Origin of the sequence: Deinococcus koreensis (genome assembly GCF_002901445.1) — a bacterium.
In the GTDB taxonomy this organism is placed as follows: Bacteria; Deinococcota; Deinococci; order Deinococcales; family Deinococcaceae; genus Deinococcus; species Deinococcus koreensis.
On the sequence record NZ_PPPD01000001.1, the window covers coordinates 2,838,881 to 2,857,515 of the forward strand.

Sequence of the window (18,635 nt, forward strand, 5' to 3'; positions counted from 1 at the left end):
GTCGGGGCCCAGGCCCGCGGCGCCGGGTGGGAGGGTCATGACGGACAGCAAGGCAGCCGCCACAGGGTCGGCATACGAACGGGCGGGCGTGAACATCGAGGCCGGACACCGCGCCGTGGAACTCATGAAGGCGGCCGTGGCCCGCACCCACACGCCGGACGTGCTGGGCGGCCTCGGCGGGTTTGGCGGCCTGTTCCGCGCCGCCTTCGGGCACCTGAGCGACCCGGTGCTGGTCGCCAGTACCGACGGCGTGGGCACCAAGACGAAGGTGGCGGTGCGCCTCGGCCAGCACGGGGGCCTGGGCGCCGATATCGTGAACCACTGCGTGAACGACATTCTGGTGCAGGGCGCCCGCCCGCTGTTCTTCCTCGACTACGTGGCGATGGGCCGCCTGCGCCCCGAGATCGTGGCCGAGGTCGTGACCGGCGCGGCGGGGGCCTGCGAGGCGCTGGGCGTGGCCCTGCTGGGCGGCGAGACCGCCGAGATGCCCGGCGTGTACGTGGAGGGCGAGCTGGACATCGTGGGCACGGTCGTCGGGGTGCTCGACCGTCCGAAGCTGATCGACGGGACGCGCATCGGGGCGGGGGACACCGTGATCGCCCTGCCGAGCACGGGCCTGCACACCAACGGCTTCTCGCTGGCCCGCCTCGCGCTGGACGACCTGGACTGGCACGCGCCCCGCGCCGACCTGCACGGGCAGACCCTGGCCGAAGTGCTGCCGGTGCCCCACCGCGCCTACCTGAGCGCCTTCGATGCCCTGGAGAAGGCGGGCCTGGACGTGCGCGGTATGGCCCACATCACGGGCGGTGGGCTGGTCGACAACCCGCCCCGCGTGTTCCCGGCCGGGATCGGCATGGAGATCGATACCACGTCCTGGACGGTGCCGCAGCTCTTCGAGCTGATCGTGGAGCGCGCCCAGGTGCCGCGCGGGGAAGCCTTCCGCGCCCTGAACATGGGCGTGGGCTTCCTGTTCATCGTGCCGGAGGCCCAGGCGGACGCGGCGCTGGACGCCCTGCGCGCAGCCGGCGAACAGCCCTGGGTGATCGGGCGGATGGTGCCGGGCCGCGGCGTGGCCTTCAGCGGAGTGCCGTCTTGACGCAGCGGCCGTATCCCCGCCTGGCTCCGACCGGCTTCACGGCCCCCGACCGCGCCAGCGCCACCGAGTTCTGGGTGGTGCGCCACGGCGAGAGCACCTGGAACGCCGACGGCCGCTACCAGGGGCAGGCCGACGTGCCGCTGAGCCACATCGGCGTGCTGCAGGCCGCCACGCTGGCCGAGCGCCTGACCGGCCAGAGCTTCGCGGCCGTGTATTCCAGCGACCTCAGGCGCGCCTCGCACACGGCCGCCACCGTGGCCGAGCGGCTGGCCGGCGCCCCGACCGTGCAGCTCGACCCCGGCCTGCGCGAGATCGACGTGGGGGCGCTCTCCGGGCTGGTGATCGCGGACATCCGGGCCCGCCACGCGGACTACCTCCAGGCCCTGCAGACCGATCCCTGGGCCACCCGGCGCCCCGGCGGCGAGAGCATGGAAGACCTGTACGCCCGCTGCGGCGCCGCCTTCCACGCCCTGCGCGCCCGGCATCCGGGGGGGCGGGTGCTGGTGTTCACGCACGGCGGCGTGGTGCGGGTCGCGGTGGGGCTGGCGCTGGGCGGCGTGCCCGCCAACGCCTGGTCGCGCCTGAGCGTCACCAACACGTCCATCACCCGCGTGCTGCTGGGCGAGCAGAGCGGCACCCTGCTGGGCTTCAACGACGATGCCCACCTGGAAAACCTGCTGGAAGCCACCGAGGCCGACGACGTGCTGGGGCAGGCCCCGTGACTGCGGTGAACCCGTGACCCAGGTGAACCCATGACCCAGCCGGCCTCGCTGGAAGCCCGCTACCGCGCCGGCGACCTGCGCGCCCTGGCCCGCGCCGTCACTCTGGCGGAGGCGGGGCTGGACGCCGCCCGGCCGCTGCTGCGCGCCGCGCGTGCCATGACCCTGAACCGGGGGGCCGGGCGCGCCGTGGTGCTGGGCGTGACCGGCAGCCCCGGCAGCGGCAAGAGCACCCTGGTGGACGCCCTGATCGCCCGGCTCCGGGCGCGTGGGCAGCGGGTCGCGGTGCTGGCGGTCGATCCCAGTTCGCCTTACTCGGGCGGCGCCATCCTGGGCGACCGCATCCGGATGCTGCGCCATCACGCCGACTCCGGGGTGTTCGTGCGCTCGCTCGCCAGCCGGGGTGCGCTGGGCGGTCTCTCGGCCCGCACCATGGGTGTGCTGGCGCTGCTGGAGGGGGCCGGCCAGGAGGACGCAGGCTTCGACTGGGTGATCCTCGAAACGGTCGGCGTGGGCCAGTCCGAGGTGGACGTGGCCGCCGCCTGCGACCACACCCTGCTGGTGCTCACCCCGGCCGGCGGCGACGGCGTGCAGGCCTTCAAGGCCGGCATCATGGAGATCGCCGACGTGATCGCCGTCAACAAGGCCGACCTGCCCGCCGCCGACCGCACCGTGCGCGAGCTGATGGCCGCGCAGGGCCTGGGGGCCCACGACGAGCACACCTGGTTCGCGCCCATCCGCAAGACCGTGGCTTCCACGGGCGAGGGCGTGGACGCGCTGATCGCCGCCGTCGAGCAGCATCGCGCCCACCTGGGCGAGGCGGGCCTGCAGGAGCGCCGCGAGGCCCGCGCCGAGTTCGAGGTTCGCTCGCTGGTGCAGGAACGCCTGCAGCGCCGCGCCCGGGAGGTCAGCACGGGGCTGTACGCCCGCGTGGCGAGCGGCGAACTGGACGCCGAGGCCGCCGCCGACGAACTGCTGAGGGGATAGGGAAGATCGACCATCATCGGCGCCAGGGCTGAGGCACACTGGCCTATGGCAACCACCATCCAGCTCCACCCCGAGTTCCTGCGCCGCCTGCTGGGCGAGGGTGGAGACGACGTGGGCGTGCAGGTTTTGCCCGACGCGCTGCCGGACGACCTGCCGCTGACCCTGCCGGAGCTTGCCGGCACGCGGATCTGGGGCAGCACGACGGGCACGGCGACCCGCTGGACGTTCGTGTATCCGGGAAGCGCGCAGCCGCCCACGCCCCGTCCCCTGCGGCAGTGGTACGTCCTGCTGGACGTGCCGGGCACTGCTTCCGGGGTCATGGGGGTATACCGGTCGGTTTTAGGAGAGCAGGGCTGGCAGAGCGGGACGATGTTCGAGCCGGTCTTCGTTGAGGCCGGGCATCAGCAGTGGATGGGTGTCCATCCAGAAGCGTCCCGCACGCTGAGCTTGACTCTCCGGCAGGTCGGGGACGTGAGCCAGCTCGGACTCCGCGTGCAGGACATCGGCCGCGAGGAATTGGGCCACTGGCTGGGGCAGCCGGGCCAGCCGGGCCAGCCCCACTTCGACCACTTCCAGCGCGTCCCCATGCCGACCCTGGCGGCGCCGATGGGCTGGAGGGTGCAGCCCCAGGGCGGGAACGGAGGCACCGAGCGCTCCGAGAACGCCCTCCTGGTGCCGGGCGAGGGGACGGCCACCGACCTCGAAGTCCTGCTGGTGGACTTCGCCGCACACCTGGCCTCACAGGGCTGGGAGGAGATCGAGCAGCAGGCCACGCCTGACCATGTCCGGCTGCTGGCACGCACGGCGCAGGGCTACGGCTTCCTAGGACTCAACAGGTTGGACGGCGTTGTGGAAGCTAAAATCGTACACGTCGCGCTCAACGGTGGATTGCCCGGGAGTCATCTCTCCTTCAACGTCATCTCCTCGTAAGCTCTCCCTATGTCTTCCCGCACCCTCGCCCCGTTCCTGCTGGCCTTCCTGACGTTGCAGCGGCTGCTGGAGCTGCGGCTGGCCCGCGCCAACGAACGTTGGGCACGCGGGCACGGCGCGGTGGAATACGGCCAGGAGCACTACCCGCTGTTCTTCGTGCTGCACCCGGCCTGGATGGTTTCTACGCTGCTGGAGGGCCGGCGCTCTCCCAGACCGGCCAACCTCGCCGCACTGGCGCTGTTCGTCCTCGCCCAGCCGCTGCGGTACTGGGTGATGGGCACGCTGGGACGGTACTGGAACACCCGCATCCTGATCGTGCCGGGCGGAGACCGCGTGACTGGTGGGCCGTTCCGCTACCTCAAGCATCCGAACTACGCGGTGGTGGCGCTGGAACTGGCCGCCGCGCCGCTGGCGGTGGGCGCGTGGCGAACGGCGCTGGCCTTCACGCTGCTGAACGCTGGACTGCTGCTGCTGATCCGCATTCCCGCCGAGGAGCGCGCCCTGCGGGAGTATGCCCGCAGCGCCAGATAAACACCGACCGCTCAGCTCTGCGGAAAGCGCCGTTCCATGACCAGGCCCCTAGGGGTATCCGCGATCTGCACGGCGGCGTTCACTTCCAGCCCCTGCAGTTCCAGGCGCGAGCGGCCCCGGTCGTTGGTCCGCTCGATGGCGCAGGCCACGGCCTCGACCAGATACCCGAGTTTGGACGCCTGCACCACGATTTCCAGCTCAGGCAGGCCATCGGTGAAGTGATCCGTGACGATCACGGCCTTCTGGGTCAGTTCGGCGGGGTCGGCGTCCATGACCCACCAGCCGGAAGCCTCGTCGCGGGAGGCCAGGATCAGCGGCGTGCCGCGCAGTTCCGCCAGGGCCTGCGCCAGCTCGCGCGCGCCCGGGAGGCCGATCACCACATCGAATTCGCGCATGGACACGCTGAAATAGTCCACGATGCTCTGGAGGTCTTTTTCGCTCAGTTCACGCAGGCGCGACAGCAGCCGCTCCTCACTGGGCAGCAAGGACGAAACCACGGAACGGAACGATGACGCCATGTCCTCATGGTACTCAATGCTGGCCCTGTGCAGGGTCTGGCCCCTTTCTGTACACCCCCAGTGGGGGCGGCCGGAGTGGGAGGGGCAGGGGTTCAGGAGTCGCAGCGGACAGAGGCTGGATCGTCCACCGCCGCCTGGCTGTCCATTGGCTGCCGATTGGCGGATTCGTCCGCCCCACCGGGCCGGAATCCGCCCTTCCTGGGGGCAGATACGGTAGCGTGAGCGGATGCAGGCCCCCCTCAGCGCGGCAGCCAGCCAGAGCGCCGCCCGTCATGCCACGGCCATCGCGCTGGCGGTCACCGCCGGCCACTTCATCAACGACGCCTACGGCGCCATGCTCACCCCCCTGACCCCCGCGCTGCAGAGCAAATACGGCGTGAGCATCGCCGCCGTGACCCTGCTGGCCTCGGTCTATTCGCTGACCAGTTCGGTCTTGCAGCCCCTGCTGGGGATCATCGGCGAGCGGCTGGATCGGCGCTACGCCGCCGCACTGGGGCCGCTCATGACCGGCCTGGGCCTGACCCTGATGGGCTTCGTGCCCTGGTTCGGCGCCCTGGTGCTGCTGGTCGCGGTGGCGGGCTTCGGCAGCGGGTTCTTCCACCCGGCCGGCGCGGCGTATGTGGCGCAGCACAGTCCGCCCTCCCGGCGCGGCCTGTGGGCCAGCCTCTTCAGCGCGGGCGGTACGGGCGGCATGGCGCTGGGGCCGGTGTTCGCGGGGGTGGGCCTCACGCACCTGCCCTGGTTCGCCCTGATCGGCGTGGCGGTGGCCGCCCTGACCTTCGCCGTCACGCCGCCCGGCACCCAGAAGGCCCGGCGCGTGGGGCTGGCCGAGTACGTGGGCATCTTCCGGGGGCCGCTGGTGTGGCTGTGGGGCATGGCGGTATTGCGGAGCCTCGCCTCCATGGGCTACAACGCCATGCTGCCCTTCATCCTGCTGGGCCGGGGCTACGGGGCGCGCGAGGTCGGCATCACCCTGGCGGTGTTCGCGGTCGCCAGCGCCGTCGGCGGGATCGTCGGGGGCCGCCTGAGCGACCGCTACGGCCGCACGCCCGTGCTGCGCGGCGCCATCCTGAGCACCATCCCCTTCTTCGCCGCGCTGATCCTGAGCAGTCCGGGCGACTGGTGGTTCTACCCGCTGACTTTCCTGGTCGGCGCCGCCGTGAACGCCAGCATCCCGGTGGGCGTGGTCACGGCCCAGGAATACGCGCCGGGGCACGTCGCGGTGGCCAGTTCGATCATGATGGGCTTCTCGTGGGGTTTCGCGGGTTTGCTGGTGTTCCTGGTGGGCGCCCTGGCCGACGCGACTTCCCCGACCACTGCCGCGCTGGCCGCCCTGGCCCTGCTGATCCCCAGCGCCGTGATCGCCACGCGTCTGCCCGAGCCGAAGCGGGCGGAGTTCGGCTGAAGCTGTAGACGAGTTCCTTCGTCCACCAGGGGCACCAGACCTGAGGACGGCTGATGTGCACAGCCACCGTGCGGTTTCACGTGTGTGCTCGGGGAAGGGCGCGTGAAAAGGTGGGCGCCGGCGGCGGGCTGCCCCACCCCCCAGCCCCCTACCCCAGAGGGGCAGGGGGAGCGAAGCGCTGCGCTCGGCATGTGGTCGCCAGGGATCCCCACTGGCCTTGCCGGGCGGATTCGTTGGCGAGGGATGCAGACTTGCCACCTGCGGTGCAGCGTTGTTGCCCGCGCGCTTCGCGCACGATGGCTTTCGGTAAAGGGGCAGGGTGGGGCGCTTCGGCTTCCCTTGCCCTCCATTCATGTGGAGGAGGGTCGGGAAGTGGAACAGGCCAAGCTGGCGGACATGCTATCTGGGCGGCAATGCTGCTGTCCCTCACCCCACCCCCGCTAACTCCTTGCTCTCCAGCGCCCGCACCGCGTCCATCACCAGCTGGTACGAGCGGCGCCGCAGCTCCGGATCGGGGAGGATGCTCGTCAGGATCAGCTCGTCCGCCGCCGTGTCGCGGGCCAGGGCGTGCAGGCGGGCCGCCACCGTCTGCGGATCACCGATGATCGCCCGGCGGCGCATCCCGTCGGCCAGGGCCCGCTCCTGTGGCGTGTACGGGTAGGCTTTCGCCTCCTCGACGGTGGGGAAGGGGGCAGACTCGCCCCGCGTCAGGCGCAGGAACATCAGGCCCAGGGGCAGGCTCAGCTCCTCGGCCTCGGCCGTGCTGGGGGCACAGACGACGCTGGCGGCGACCATCACCCGCGCCTGCGCGAGACTGCCCGACGGCTCGAATTCGGCGCGGTACACCTCTGCCGCACGCCTTGCCAGGTCGGTATCGGGGTTGATGTGCCACGCGAAAGCCAGCCCCGCGCCGGCCTGGGCCGCCACGCGCGCCCCATAGCCGCTGCTGCTGAGAATCCACAGCGGCGGGAACAGGCCCTCGCCCGCCGGGGCGGCCAGCACGCCCGCGAAGGGGTGTCTGGCCGGAAACTCCCCCGTGCCGAAGGCGATCAGGTCACTGAGCTGCCGCTCGAAGGGTTCTTCCATCATCCCGGAAGCGCCGCGCAGGGCCCGCGCCGTGCGGCCGTCGGTGCCCGGCGCGCGGCCCAGCCCCAGATCGACCCGGCCCGGTGCCAGCGCGCCCAGCAGGCGGTAGCCCTCGGCCACCGAGAGCGGCGAGTGGTTGGGCAGCATGACCCCGCCCGAGCCCAGGCGGATGCGCGAGGTGACCTGCGAGGCCGCCGCCAGCACCGCCAGCGGCACCGAGCCCGCCAGCGCGCCCATGCCGTGGTGTTCGGCCACCCAGTAGCGCTCATAGCCCAGCGCCTCGGCCTCCTGCGCCAGCCGCAGGGCCCCCTGCACGCCCGCCGCCGCGTTCGAGCCACGGGGCACGGGCACCAGATCGAGAACGGACAGCGGTAGGGGAGAGGGGGTGCTCATGAAGAGGAGTGTGCGCCTGGGAGGAGGCGGGAACTCGGATGTGGGTCACGAAGGGTACGAGTTATAGGAAGTGCCGGGCGCCAGAGCCGGTCATTCCGGGACGCGGCTCCCCCCGCTACCGCCCCTCTTTTACAGCGCCCGCGTCTGGAACACCATCACGTCGCTGCCCCGTTCCAGCGGGCCGCCCTGGAACGAGCCGGTCACGCGCGGCGACTCGAAGCCGGCGAAGCGCAGCAGCCACTCGACCTCGTAGCGGGTGTAGTAGCGCTGGGTCAGGGTGTAGAAGCGGCGCCTGAGCGTCCCGTCCGGCGCGGCGGTGTCCACCGTGTACTCGGTGGTGATGTGCTGGCGCACCCGGTCGTGGCGCTGCACCAGGGTGACATCGGTGCGTGAGCCGTCCGGCCCGTGGAAGGTCTCGCCCTCGTGGCGCACAGTGTTGGGTTTGCCGAAGCGCGGCACGTACAGGTCGAAGACGAAGCCGGCGCCGGGCCGCAGGTGCGCGTGGATGTTCTCCAGCGCCTGGAGCTGTTCATTGGGCGTGTACAGGTGCATCAGCGCATTGAAGGGCGCGATGGCCAGCGCGAATTTCGTGTCCAGCCGGAAGGTGCGGGCGTCGCCCTGCTGAAAGTGCAGGTTCAGGCCGTCCCTGGCGGCCCGCTCCAGGCCGCGCCCGATCATGCGGCCGCTGGGCTCCAGGCCGGTCACGTCCACCCCGCGCCGCGCCAGGAAGGCCGTGACCCGCCCGGTGCCCGCCCCGACCTCCAGCACCGGCCCGCCCGCGCGCTCGGCCACGCCCGCGTAGAAGTGCAGGTCGTCCCGGTACAGGTCGTACTGGTGGTCGTAGAGGTCGGCGAACTCGTCGTAATTCACGGCTCTGAATCTACCCTGTCAGCCGTAGAGCTTCAGAAAGGCCTCCCGGCTCAGCACGCTCAGTTTGGGGGCCTTCGCCTGCGGGGCGTTGCCGTAGGCGCGGCGCAGCACGTTCGCCCAGCGCCGCAGGCGGGCGGTGTCGGCCTCCGGGAGGTCGTGGGTCTCGAAGCCCAGCAGCGCCAGCAGCGGCGAGAGCGAACTCAGGCAGTACACCGTCTCCGTGCCCCGCAGATCCGGGCGCTCCTGCAGGTCGCGGGCGACGGCGCGGAAGTCCTCGCGCGCCTGGCGTACCGAGGCCCGTGGCCCGAGATCGACCAGGATGGGGTTGTTGACGTGGAACTCGGTGCCGGGCGTCCCCTTCGTCAGCCGGGTGCCGTCGGCCAGCGTCACGCCGCCCACCGGAAACGCCGCCGGCCCGATGCGGAAGAGGTTGTCGGCCCGCCCGCCGGCCGGCCGGATGTGGCCCAGGCGATCAAACACGCGATCCAGGCCGAGAAACCCCCGCCGGATCAGCGCCGGGCGCCCGACCGGGGCCAGCCCGTCCAGCGCCGAGAGCGTGACGGAGGTGTAGCCCCGCCCCCGCAGCTCCGCCAGCAGGTCCGGCAGCATCGGCGCCGTGACCCGCGCACCCGGCCCGGCGTCGTGCAGGACGATCACGGCGCCGGGAACGAGCCGCCTCAGCAGGGTGTCCTGCACGCCTTGTGGCGTGGCGCCCGCGCGCCAGTCACTGCCCTCCAGACTCCAGTGCGCGCCCCTCAGGCCGGCCCGGCGCTGGCCCAGCACGGTCGCCAGCGTGTAGGCGCCGTGCGGCGGGCGGTGCAGGGTCACGGGCTGACCCGAGAGAGCCGCGATCCGCCGCGCGGCGTGCCCCGGATCGAGGAACGCGCCCCAGGGAGAGCGGAACCAGGCATGGACATGCCGGAGCGCGTGGGCCTGAACCTCGTGCCCCTCGTCCACCATGCGGCGCACCAGCTCGGGGTGGGCCTCGGCCCGCTCGGCGAGCACGAAGAAGGTGGCGTGCATCCCGGCCGCCTGCAGCGCGTCCAGCACGGCGGGAGTGGCCTGCGGGTCGGGGCCGTCGTCGAAGGTCAGGGCGACCTCGCGCCGGGCGCGTTTCCCTTCTCTCAGCAGGCCCAGGTTCGCCCACTGGGCGAGCAGGTAGGGCAGCCCGGCGTAGGCCAGCAGCCCGGCCGCCAGCCACCCCCCGCGTTTCACGCGCGCCCCAGCCTGTCCAGCAGCGCGGCCGCCACGCGGTCGGCGGCGTCGGGGACGCCCACGGCGCGGGCGGCGGCCGACAGGCAGGCGTGCCGATCCGGGTCGAGCGCGGCCAGCACGGCGCCGCGCACGTCGCTCAGCTCGCGCGCCCAGATCGCGGCGCCGCGGCGCTGCAGGTACTCGGCGTTGTATTCCTCCTGCCCCGGAATCGGCTCATGAATCACCAGCGGAACGCCCAGCGCGGTCGCCTCCGCCACGGTCAGGCCGCCCGCCTTGCCCACCACCAGGTCGGACGCCGCCATCAGCTCGGGGAAGTCGCTGGTGAAGCCCAGCGAGTGGACGGTGGCGCCGCCCACCTGCGAGACGCCCGGCCTCTGCGCGCCACTCATCACCAGCACCTGCACGCGGCGCCCCAGGTTGCCCAGCTCGGTCAGCACACGTTCCTGGGCGGTATAGGTGCCGGTGCCGCCGCCCGAGATCAGCAGCAGCGGCAGATCCGGGCGCAGGCCCCGTTCGGCGCGCAGCCGGGCCTTGTCGGCGCCGATCAGGGCCCCGAAGCGCTGGGAGATCGGGATGCCGGTCACCACGACCTTCCCGGCTTCCAGGCCACGGGCGATCATCTGCTCGCGGGTCTCCTCGGCGGCGACCATCACGAGGTCGGCCTCGGGCCGTATCCAGTGCCGGTGCGCGCGGTAGTCGGTCACCACCAGCGCGTTCACGAAGGGCCGGCGGCTCTGCCTGCGAACCCGGTGGGCCAGCGGCACCGACGACCAGTAGCTGCTGAGCACCAGCTCTGGCCGGGTCTGCGCGATGTCGCGCCGCATGCCGCTCAGGCCCACCCAGCGGCAGAAGAACTCGATCAGGCTGAGGGGCCGGTCGTGATCCGTGCCGTGGTAGAACCACTCGTACAGCCACGGGGCGTGGCGCAGTTCGAAGGCGTACAGGTCGACCGTCCAGCTCCGTTCGGCGGCGCTGAGGTAGCCCACCACATCGCTTTCCCGGTCGTCCAGGGCCACGCCCCGCGCCCGCAGGGCCAGTTGCACCGCCATCTGCGCCTGGTGGTGCCCCGCGCCGATGGACGCCGTGACGAACAGCGCCCGCAGCGGAGCTGTTCTGCTGTACGGGGCGCTCACGCCCGCCTCAGCAGCCACAGGCCCCCGGCGGCGAAGACCACGTTCGCCAGCCACACCCCCAGTTCGGGCAGGGCCGGCAGCGCCGCGGCGACCGTCAGGCCCAGGAAGAACAGCAGGTAATACGCCACGGCGATCAGCAGGGCGATGCCCAGGCTGACCCCCAGCGTGCGTCCGAAACGCAGCGCGAAGGGCAGCGCCGAGAGCGCCAGCACGAGGTTGCCGAAGGGCAGCGCCAGCTTGCGGTTCAGGTTCACCCGCGCCGCCTGCCGCTCGGCCGCCTTCACGCCCGGGGCGGTGAGCGCCGTGACCAGTTCCGGCCAGCCCTGCGCGTCGGCGCCGATGGCGTCGGCGTACTGGGCCAGCGTCTGCTTGCGGCTCAGGCCGGTGTCCACGTTCAGGGCGTCGGTGGCGTTCGCGGGCGTGACCACGTTGGGAAACACCGCCTGCACCGCTTCCCGGAAGGCCCGCGGATCGTTCTCGGGCACCCGGCTCAGCCGCGCAGCCGCCGCGTAATCCACCGTGTACACCGCGTAGCCGCGCAGGCTCAGGCGGTTGTTCTCGAAGGTGCCCGTGTCCGCGAAGATCAGGGTGCCCTGTTTCGGCGCGTCCGCTGACCACTTCTCCACCCGCACGCCGCGCAGCTCGCGTTTCGCCGGGTCGTAGCCCCCCATCGCCAGCGTGAGGTTGCCGCCCAGATCGACCGTCTTGCCCACCAGCTGCTGCAGGCCCGCGCCGGTCAGGGCGTCCCAGTACAGGCCGCGCGTTTCCACGTTAGCGCGCGGGGCCACCCACAGGCTCAGCCAGATGCTGAGGGCCGTGACCAGCAGGGCCAGCAGCGCCACCGGCCGCGCCACCCGCCCCAGGCTGATCCCGCCCGACTGCACGGCCACCAGCTCGCGCTCGGTGCTCATGCGCCCGAAGGCCACCACGGTCATCAGCACGACGGCCATGGGGAAGACCTTGACCAGCGTGTCGGGCATCTGGTAGGCGATCCAGCGGGCGATCAGGCCCAGGGGCACGCCACCCAGGAACTGGCTGGAGATGAAGAAGTAGCCGAAACTGAGCACCGCCGTGAACAGCAGCGTCCCCGCCAGCAGCGGGGGGATCAGTTCAGCGGTCACGTAACGGGAAAGCCTGGTCATGCCGCCCTAGACCCTATCCCACCGGGCTGAGAAGTCGGGCCGGTGGGACTGCGGGGGAAACGCCCTGCGCCTCAACCGCGCTTAGCCCTTCCCGACCGCGAACAGGATGGTCGCCTCGGCCGCCAGGGCGCCGTCCACCTCGGCGCGGCAGGTGGTCTTGCCCAGGCCGCGCCGCGCGAATTCCAGCTTGGCGTGCAGGTGGAGCTGATCGCCGGGCACCACCTTGCGCTTGAAGCGGGCGCCCTCGATGCCCGCCAGATACCCGATCATGCCGGGCTCCAGCGCCTCCTGCATGCAGAAGAAGCTCGCCTGCGCCAGCGCCTCGACGATCAGCACGCCGGGCATCACCGGCTCCTGGGGAAAGTGGCCGGGGAAGAAGGGCTCATTGATGCTCACGTTCTTGATGGCGTGCACCACGCCGCCCTCCACACTCAGCACCCGGTCGACCAGCAGGAAGGGGAAGCGGTGGGGCAGGGTCTTGAGGATGTCCTGAATCAGAATGGCGTCCATGGGGGGCTCCTTCGGAGGGGCTCTGGGCTGTGGGCTATGAGGTCTGGGCTCTGAAAAGGAGAAAAGAGGGAGAGGCTGGCTGGGCCGTCTCCCATCTTTCCTCGAAGCTCACAGCTCAGAGCTCATAGCCAGATGTCTAGCGGCGCAGGTAGTTGTCGCTGGACACCAGCGAGTCGCCCAGCACGTGGATCATTTCCAGCGCCATGCCGGTGCCCACCGCCACCGCTTCCACGGCGTTCTCGGCGACCGCCACGGGAATCCCGGTGGTCTGCCGCAGCAGTTCGTCGAAGTTGCGCAGCAGCGAGCCGCCGCCGGTCATCACGATGCCGCGGTCGATGATGTCGCTGACCAGTTCGGGCGGGGTGATTTCCAGCACGCGCTTGACGCCGTCCACGATCTTGGTGACCGGCTCGGACAGGGCCTCCACGACGTCGCGGCTGTCCAGCGAGATGGTCTTGGGCAGGCCGTTCACGAGGTCGCGGCCGCGCACCTCGGCGGTCAGGTTCTCGGCGTCGTCGAGCAGCATGGCGGCGCCCACCTTGACCTTGATCTCCTCGGCGGTGCGCTCCCCGATCAGCACGTTGTGCTTGCGGCGCACGAAGCGGATGATGCTCTCGTCCATCTCGTTGCCGGCGATCCGCATGGACTCGGAGACCACGATGCCGCCCAGCGAGATCACGGCCACGTCAGTGCTGCCCCCGCCGATGTCCACGACCATCGAGCCGATGGGTTCGGCGATCTTGAGGCCTGCCCCGATCGCGGCGGCCAGCGGCTCCTCGATCAGGAAGGCGCGCTTGGCGTTGGAGTTCAGGGCCGCGCGCAGCACCGCGCGCTTCTCCACGTCGCTGACGTTGCTGGGCACCCCGACCATCAGCTGCGGCTTGAAGCCGAAGAGCCGGCCGGCGTTGCCCTGCACTTTCTGCAGGAACATGGTGATCATCTTCTCGGTCAGGCCCTCGTCGGCGATCACCCCGTCCTTGATGGGCCGCACCGCGACGATGCCGCCGGGGGTGCGCCCGATCATGCGGTAGGCTTCCTCGCCCACGGCCTTGACCTGCTTGGAGTCACGGGCCATGGCAATCACGCTGGGTTCCTGCAGCACCAGGCCGCGCGTCTTGCTGTAAATCAGGAACGTCGCCGTTCCCAGATCGATGCCGATATCTTCAGAAAACCTTCCCACACATCCCTCCGGTACAAACCATCCAATCGTAGCACGGTGCATGAGGGGGACTTAAAGCGTGTTTAAAGCCCGCTCAGCCCCCCTTTCCCTGCGCGTGTCCAAGGGCCGGTCGGTCGCCCCCGCTGTCCGGAGAAGCGTCAGGAACGGGGCTTGATATAGGCCGCCAGGGCCGCCACGACACTGGTCAGCAGGGTCAGGGCCAGCGCGCGGGAGAGCGGGCTCAGCCCTTCCAGGCCCAGGCTCTGGCCGAGGGTCGCGCTCAGGGTGCCCACCGAGCGCAGCGCCAGGGGCGCGCCCGCGCTCAGCGACGCGAAGGCCCCGAGCGTGAGCAGGCCCAGCACCAAGGCCAGCAGTCCCAGCCCGATCACGGCCAGCCAAGCGACGACCCTCACGGCCCCCTCACAGCCTGCCCGCTCCCGAGTTCACCGGGGCATTCTAATGATGGCGGCCCCGCCTGCCGTGAAGAACTTCACAGCCGCTATGCTGGGCGCCGTGAGCCTGCCTGCCCGCGTCCGCGTGACCCGCCCGCCCCTGCCCCTGACCCCGGCCCTGCGGGGCGCCGCCGCGCGGCTGTGCCCGGAGGCGCCGGTGGGCGCCCTGCAGGCCGCCGCCCTGGCGATCGCCGGGGGTGCCGTGATCGGCGCCTCGCTGCGCTGGGACGGGGGAGAGGCGCAGCAGATCGAGAGCGGCTGGCGCGGCCGGGGCATCGAACAGGCGCTGGCCGAGGCCCTCGGGGACGCCCTGAAGCCGCAGGCCGCGCCACAGTGAACCTAACGCCCGTTTGGTAAACTCGCGCCATGACCACCACCCAGGCCGAGCCGGGCATGTCGTTCGCCCTGAGCAGCGACCAGCGCATGATCCTGCAGCATGTCCGCGCCTACTGCCGTGAGCGCATCGCGCCGCACGCCGCCGCCTTCGACCGTTCCGGCGAGTACCCGCGCGAGCAGCTGCGCGGCCTGGCGGAACTCGGCCTGATGGGCGCCACGGTGCCTGAAGCGTGGGGCGGCGCGGGCCTGGACTCGGTGACCTACGCCCTGTGCCTGGAGGAGATCGCCGCCGCCGACGCCAGCGTGGCCGTGATCGTGTCGGTGCAGAACGGCCTGCCCGAGCAGATGATCCTGAGGTACGGCACCGACGAGCAGCGGCGCCGGTATCTGGTTCCCCTCGCCAGCGGTGAGCACATCGGCGCCTTCTGCCTGACCGAAGCGGAGGCCGGTTCCGACGCCGCCAGCCTGCGCCTGCGGGCCATGCGCGACGGCGACGACTGGGTGCTGGACGGCACCAAGGCCTGGATCACCTCCGGCGGGCAGGCGCAGACCTACCTGGTCATGGCGCGCACCGGGGGGCCGGGGGCGCGCGGCATCAGCTGCTTTCTCGTCGAGGACGGCCAGCCGGGCCTGTCGTTCGGCAAGCCGGAGGAAAAGATGGGCCTGCACGCGGCCCACACCACGACCGTCTCCTTCGAGGGGGTGCGCGTGCCCCAGGAGCGCATGGTCGGCGCCGAGGGCGAGGGGCTGATCATCGCGCTCGCCTCGCTGGACGCCGGGCGGATCGGGATCGCCATGCAGGCGCTGGGGATCGCCCGCGCCGCGCTGGAGCACGCGGCCCGCTACGCCAACGAGCGCGAGCAGTTCGGCAGGAAGATCCGCGAGTTCGAAGGCGTGTCGTTCAAGATCGCCCGCATGGCGGCCCGCATCGAGAGCGCGCGGCTGGTGGCGCTGAAGGCCGCCTGGCTCAAGGATCAGGGCCAGCCCTACGGCAAGGAGGCGTCCATGGCCAAACTCCTCGCCTCCGAGACGGCCGTGGACTGCGCCCGCGACGCCATCCAGATCTTCGGCGGCAACGGCTACAGCCGCGAGTACCCGGTCGAGCGGCTCTACCGCGACGCCAAGATCACCGAGATCTACGAGGGCACCTCCGAGATCCAGCAGCTCGTGATCAGCCGGGCGGTGTTCGCGGAACTGGCCTGACGCGCCCCCGGTGCGGAGGGTTCAGCCGGGCAGGCCGGCCGCGCTGCGGCTGTCCAGCGCCGCCCGGTACACCACCGCCCGGTTGCGCCCCGACGCCTTGGCCTGATACAGCGCGATGTCGGCCTGCCGGAGCAGGGTGTCGGCCGCCGTGAGCGTCTGCGCGGGGCTCAGGCCACGGGGCGGGATCAGGCTGCCGACTCCGGCGCTGACCGTGACCGAGCACGAGACCGAGGACGCCGGATGGGCGATGGCGGCGTCTTCCAGCGCGCCCTGCAGGCGCCGGAGCAGCCGCACGGCGCCGTCGCCGTCGGTGTGCGGCAGCACCAGCACGAATTCCTCGCCGCCGTAGCGGGCCACCAGATCGACGTCGGCGCGCACCGCCCCGCGCAATACCCCGGCCACGCCCCTCAGGCACAGGTCGCCCTGCTGGTGGCCCAGCTCGTCGTTGTAGCGTTTGAATTCGTCGACGTCGACCAGCACCAGCGACAGCGGCGTGGCGTCGCGGGCGGCCCGGCGCAGCTCGCGGCGCAGGGTGTCGTCGAAGGCGCGGCGGTTGGCCAGGCCGGTCAGGGGGTCGGTGCTCGACAGGGCCTGCAGTTCCTCGTTGAGCTGGCGCAGCTTCAGGTTGGCCCCCTCGACCTCCAGGGTGCGCTCGCGCACGCTCTGCTCCAGCTGCAGGGTGCGTTCCAGCAGCTGACGGTTGGCGCGCGCCGAGACCAGGCTGCTCCAGCTCTGGGCCAGCCGCGATCCCGGCGTGGGCCGCCTCACGCGCAGGGTCAGCACCCGCTCCACGGCCTGACCCTCGGCCGGCAGGCCCAGCAGGCGGGAGCCCACCTGCACCTCCAGCGTGTACTCGCCGGGCGGCAGGGAGGTGAAATGCACGCTCGCCTGCGGGCTCCAGGGCGACCAGTCTCGCTCGAAGCCCAGTAGCCGGTGGCGGTAGCACAGGTCGTCCTGATCGATGAACCAGGGGCAGGCCAGCAGCGCCACGACCCCCCAGCGACCGGGCGCGATGCCGTAGACGCCGGGGCTGGCGCGGTCCGGCCGGGCGCCGCTCCACTCCACCCCGGCCAGCTGCACCGGCGGCAGCGGTGGCAGGGCCCGCACCGCCTGTGGCTCGAGGGCCACCATGCCCCCGTTCACCCCGCACAGCAGCCGGCCGTCGGCCAGCGGGAGCAGGCTGCGGCTGGTGGTGAACTCCCAGGCGTCCAGCCCCAGCCACGCACTCAGTTCACGGCGCAGCCGGCCGTCCGGGCCATACTCCCGCAGTCCGGAGGAAGTGCCCACCCACAGCTGGTCACCCACCCAGCGGGCCGCCCAGCCGGCGACGCCCTGGGCGGCCTCGTCGAGCACCGTCACCTGCCCTTCAGGGCCCAGCAGCAGGGTGCGCTGATCCTGCAGCACCGCCAGCCGCCCGTCCAGGTGGGGGGCCAGCGCATACACATGGGTGCCGTGGGCCAGGGCGCCGCGCCGCTCGGGCCGCAGCTCGCCGGGTCGCTGTGGGTCTTCGTGCCACAGCCCACGCCCCAGGGTGCCCACCAGCACCCCCACGTCGGCCGGGCCGTGCTCCAGCGTGTAGACGTAGCCCAGCGAGACGCCCCCGCCCAACACCTCGCGCAGCCCGCCCGCGATGTCCAGCTCGTACAGGCCGTGGATGGTACCGATCCAGAGCCGCCCGGCCCGGATCAGCAGCGCCCGGCAGGGCTGGGCCGGCGCACTCGCGGCCGGTGGCCGGTAGGGGGCGAAGGTGCCGGCGCGGCGGTGGTACAGGCCCTGCCCGGTGGCGGCCCACAGTTCGCCGTTCCACTCCAGCAGATCCCAGACCTGCAGCCCCTCCAGCCCGGCCAGCTCCTCGGCCTCGCCGCTTTGCAGGTCGAGCTGCCAGCCGCCGCGCCCGCTGCCCAGCCAGACGCGCTGTTCCTGAGCCGCCGATCGGAGCGCCAGCACACCGCTGCCCGGGGCAGACAGACTCAGGCAGCTCCGCAGGCCGCTGATCCGCGCCACCCCCACCTGATCGGTGGACACCCAGAGGGTACCCAGGGCGCCCAGCATCAGCGAATTGACCGCCACGCCGGGCAGCAGATCCCCGTCCGGACGCAAGCCTCCCCCGGCCACCGCGAGCCGCTGCAGGCCCGCCGGGCGGCCGACCCACAGCTCCGGGGCGGCCCACAGCAGCGCGGTGACCGGCCCCGGGGGCACGTCCCCGATCTCCTGCACGTCTCCCCGCTCGCTCAGGAGCCACAGCCCGGTCGAGCTGCCGATCAGCAGGCCGCCATCCGGGCCGGGGCTCAGGCAGCGGATCGTGCCGGCCGCCGGCCAGCCCGGGAAGTCGGGGAGCCGGAACGTTCCGGCGTCCTGCACCAGCAGCCCCAGCTGGGGCCCGGCGACCCACAGCCGTCCCCGCGAGTCGCGCGTGACGGCGCCGACCGTCTGCACCCCCGTCCCCGGCAGCGCCTGGGCCTCGAAGCCCCCCTGGGGTGTCCAGCGCACCAGCCCGTTGGCGCAGCCCAGCCAGACCTCCTCGCCCGCGCCGAACACGATCTGCGCCACCCAGCCGAAGGCCCAGTCGTCCCCGCTGAGCGGCGTCACCGCCCCGGCGGTGTCCAGGCGGTCGACGCCCAGGTCGGAGCCGATCCAGACCGCGCCGTCCGGGGCGCACGCCACCGTCCGCAGCCCCTGGGTTCGCAGACCCTGCGCGCGGCCGAGCACCTGCACCCGCGCGCCGTCCAGGCCGACCAGCCCGCTGGGGCCAGCCAGCCAGACCCGCCCGGAGTGATCCTGGCAGGCGCCGTGGATCTGACCACTGGGCAAGCCATGACGGCGGTCGAGCCACTGGACGGGCAGACTGACAGGAAGGCGCACGGGTGAACGCTGGGAACCGGTCGAATGGGGCAAGGCATCCTCTGGAAGCGCTCTGATCCGCCTCTGTCCCCAGTATCAGCGAAAGCGG

The 18,635-nt window shown here is 71.9% G+C and carries 18 protein-coding genes; 8 read left to right on the plus strand and 10 right to left on the minus strand.

Translation table 11 applies throughout. The annotated features are described in order from the left end of the window. The first annotated feature begins 37 nt into the window (after nt 1-37). The 5 genes from purM to CVO96_RS13545 are packed head-to-tail and all read left to right on the plus strand — an operon-like array spanning nt 38 to nt 4,263. Nucleotides 38-1,096 (plus strand): phosphoribosylformylglycinamidine cyclo-ligase, encoded by a 1,059-nt coding sequence (gene purM / locus CVO96_RS13525; protein WP_103312676.1) that lies wholly within the window; start codon nt 38-40, stop codon nt 1,094-1,096. Then, nucleotides 1,093-1,818, plus strand: a complete 726-nt coding sequence (locus CVO96_RS13530; protein ID WP_103312677.1) for a histidine phosphatase family protein — start codon at nt 1,093-1,095, stop codon at nt 1,816-1,818. Before purM ends, CVO96_RS13530 begins: the two co-directional genes overlap by 4 nt. 30 nt (nt 1,819-1,848) lie before the next feature. After that, the gene (meaB, locus tag CVO96_RS13535) at nt 1,849-2,802 is read left to right on the plus strand and encodes a methylmalonyl Co-A mutase-associated GTPase MeaB (RefSeq protein ID WP_103312678.1); all 954 of its coding nucleotides are present in this window, start codon (nt 1,849-1,851) and stop codon (nt 2,800-2,802) included. A 45-nt stretch (nt 2,803-2,847) separates the two neighbouring features. Continuing rightward, nucleotides 2,848-3,732, plus strand: coding sequence for a hypothetical protein (locus CVO96_RS13540; RefSeq protein ID WP_103312679.1), 885 nt, complete (start codon nt 2,848-2,850; stop codon nt 3,730-3,732). 9 nt (nt 3,733-3,741) lie between these two features. Continuing rightward, the gene (locus CVO96_RS13545) at nt 3,742-4,263 is read left to right on the plus strand and encodes an isoprenylcysteine carboxyl methyltransferase family protein (protein ID WP_103312680.1); all 522 of its coding nucleotides are present in this window, start codon (nt 3,742-3,744) and stop codon (nt 4,261-4,263) included. An 11-nt stretch (nt 4,264-4,274) separates the two neighbouring features. Here CVO96_RS13545 and CVO96_RS13550 read toward each other — a convergent pair whose 3' ends face one another. Continuing rightward, on the minus strand, nt 4,275-4,781 hold the full coding sequence (locus CVO96_RS13550) for a hypothetical protein (protein ID WP_133161797.1): 507 nt from the start codon (nt 4,779-4,781) through the stop codon (nt 4,275-4,277). Nucleotides 4,782-5,007: 226 nt separating this feature from the next. Here CVO96_RS13550 and CVO96_RS13555 point away from each other — a divergent pair, with 226 nt between their 5' ends. Beyond that, entirely contained in the window at nt 5,008-6,186 is a 1,179-nt protein-coding gene (locus CVO96_RS13555) for an MFS transporter (protein ID WP_103312682.1), read from the plus strand. A 426-nt stretch (nt 6,187-6,612) separates the two neighbouring features. On the opposite strand, the gene CVO96_RS13560 is transcribed toward CVO96_RS13555, so the two are convergent. The 8 genes from CVO96_RS13560 to CVO96_RS13595 form a co-directional block, all read right to left on the minus strand. Beyond that, a complete protein-coding gene (locus tag CVO96_RS13560; protein WP_103312683.1) occupies nt 6,613-7,665 on the minus strand; it encodes an LLM class flavin-dependent oxidoreductase in 1,053 nt (350 codons plus the stop codon). 129 nt (nt 7,666-7,794) lie between these two features. After that, entirely contained in the window at nt 7,795-8,535 is a 741-nt protein-coding gene (locus CVO96_RS13565) for a class I SAM-dependent methyltransferase (RefSeq protein ID WP_103312684.1), read from the minus strand. An 18-nt stretch (nt 8,536-8,553) separates the two neighbouring features. Further along, a complete protein-coding gene (locus tag CVO96_RS13570) occupies nt 8,554-9,750 on the minus strand; it encodes a polysaccharide deacetylase family protein (RefSeq protein WP_103312685.1) in 1,197 nt (398 codons plus the stop codon). Next, nucleotides 9,747-10,883, minus strand: coding sequence for an MGDG synthase family glycosyltransferase (locus CVO96_RS13575; RefSeq protein ID WP_243398358.1), 1,137 nt, complete (start codon nt 10,881-10,883; stop codon nt 9,747-9,749). The genes CVO96_RS13570 and CVO96_RS13575 overlap by 4 nt, the downstream gene beginning before the upstream one ends. Continuing rightward, entirely contained in the window at nt 10,880-12,025 is a 1,146-nt protein-coding gene (locus CVO96_RS13580) for an LptF/LptG family permease (RefSeq protein ID WP_103312686.1), read from the minus strand. Before CVO96_RS13580 ends, CVO96_RS13575 begins: the two co-directional genes overlap by 4 nt. Before the next feature lie 81 nt (nt 12,026-12,106). Further along, nucleotides 12,107-12,535: a 3-hydroxyacyl-ACP dehydratase FabZ gene (gene fabZ / locus CVO96_RS13585; RefSeq protein ID WP_103312687.1), complete on the minus strand. Its 429-nt coding sequence runs from the start codon at nt 12,533-12,535 to the stop codon at nt 12,107-12,109. A gap of 136 nt (nt 12,536-12,671) precedes the next feature. Beyond that, a complete protein-coding gene (gene mreB, locus CVO96_RS13590; RefSeq protein ID WP_243398359.1) occupies nt 12,672-13,715 on the minus strand; it encodes a rod shape-determining protein in 1,044 nt (347 codons plus the stop codon). 137 nt (nt 13,716-13,852) lie between these two features. Further along, nucleotides 13,853-14,107, minus strand: coding sequence for a hypothetical protein (locus CVO96_RS13595; RefSeq protein WP_103312689.1), 255 nt, complete (start codon nt 14,105-14,107; stop codon nt 13,853-13,855). A gap of 100 nt (nt 14,108-14,207) precedes the next feature. Here CVO96_RS13595 and CVO96_RS13600 point away from each other — a divergent pair, with 100 nt between their 5' ends. Both CVO96_RS13600 and CVO96_RS13605 read left to right on the plus strand, forming a co-directional pair. Then, complete coding sequence (locus CVO96_RS13600; protein ID WP_103313496.1) at nt 14,208-14,483, plus strand: hypothetical protein; 276 nt, start codon at nt 14,208-14,210, stop codon at nt 14,481-14,483. Nucleotides 14,484-14,512: 29 nt separating this feature from the next. Next, complete coding sequence (locus CVO96_RS13605) at nt 14,513-15,685, plus strand: acyl-CoA dehydrogenase (RefSeq protein ID WP_103312690.1); 1,173 nt, start codon at nt 14,513-14,515, stop codon at nt 15,683-15,685. Nucleotides 15,686-15,706: 21 nt separating this feature from the next. Here the strand turns inward: CVO96_RS13605 and CVO96_RS13610 are convergent, their stop codons facing one another. Further along, nucleotides 15,707-18,547, minus strand: coding sequence for a ligand-binding sensor domain-containing diguanylate cyclase (locus CVO96_RS13610; RefSeq protein WP_133161798.1), 2,841 nt, complete (start codon nt 18,545-18,547; stop codon nt 15,707-15,709). Nucleotides 18,548-18,635 lie beyond the last annotated feature (88 nt).

Excerpts from the sequence above, each read along its gene's own strand:
- CVO96_RS13545 (WP_103312680.1), top strand. The coding sequence starts at position 3,742 with ATGTCTTCCCGCACCCTCGCCCCGTTCCTGCTGGCCTTCCTGACGTTG.
- CVO96_RS13550 (WP_133161797.1), bottom strand. The coding sequence starts at position 4,781 with ATGGCGTCATCGTTCCGTTCCGTGGTTTCGTCCTTGCTGCCCAGTGAG.
- CVO96_RS13560 (WP_103312683.1), bottom strand. The coding sequence starts at position 7,665 with ATGAGCACCCCCTCTCCCCTACCGCTGTCCGTTCTCGATCTGGTGCCC.
- CVO96_RS13580 (WP_103312686.1), bottom strand. The coding sequence starts at position 12,025 with ATGACCAGGCTTTCCCGTTACGTGACCGCTGAACTGATCCCCCCGCTG.
- CVO96_RS13555 (WP_103312682.1), top strand. The coding sequence starts at position 5,008 with ATGCAGGCCCCCCTCAGCGCGGCAGCCAGCCAGAGCGCCGCCCGTCAT.
- fabZ (WP_103312687.1), bottom strand. The coding sequence starts at position 12,535 with ATGGACGCCATTCTGATTCAGGACATCCTCAAGACCCTGCCCCACCGC.
- purM (WP_103312676.1), top strand. The coding sequence starts at position 38 with ATGACGGACAGCAAGGCAGCCGCCACAGGGTCGGCATACGAACGGGCG.
- CVO96_RS13605 (WP_103312690.1), top strand. The coding sequence starts at position 14,513 with ATGACCACCACCCAGGCCGAGCCGGGCATGTCGTTCGCCCTGAGCAGC.
- meaB (WP_103312678.1), top strand. The coding sequence starts at position 1,849 with ATGACCCAGCCGGCCTCGCTGGAAGCCCGCTACCGCGCCGGCGACCTG.
- CVO96_RS13540 (WP_103312679.1), top strand. The coding sequence starts at position 2,848 with ATGGCAACCACCATCCAGCTCCACCCCGAGTTCCTGCGCCGCCTGCTG.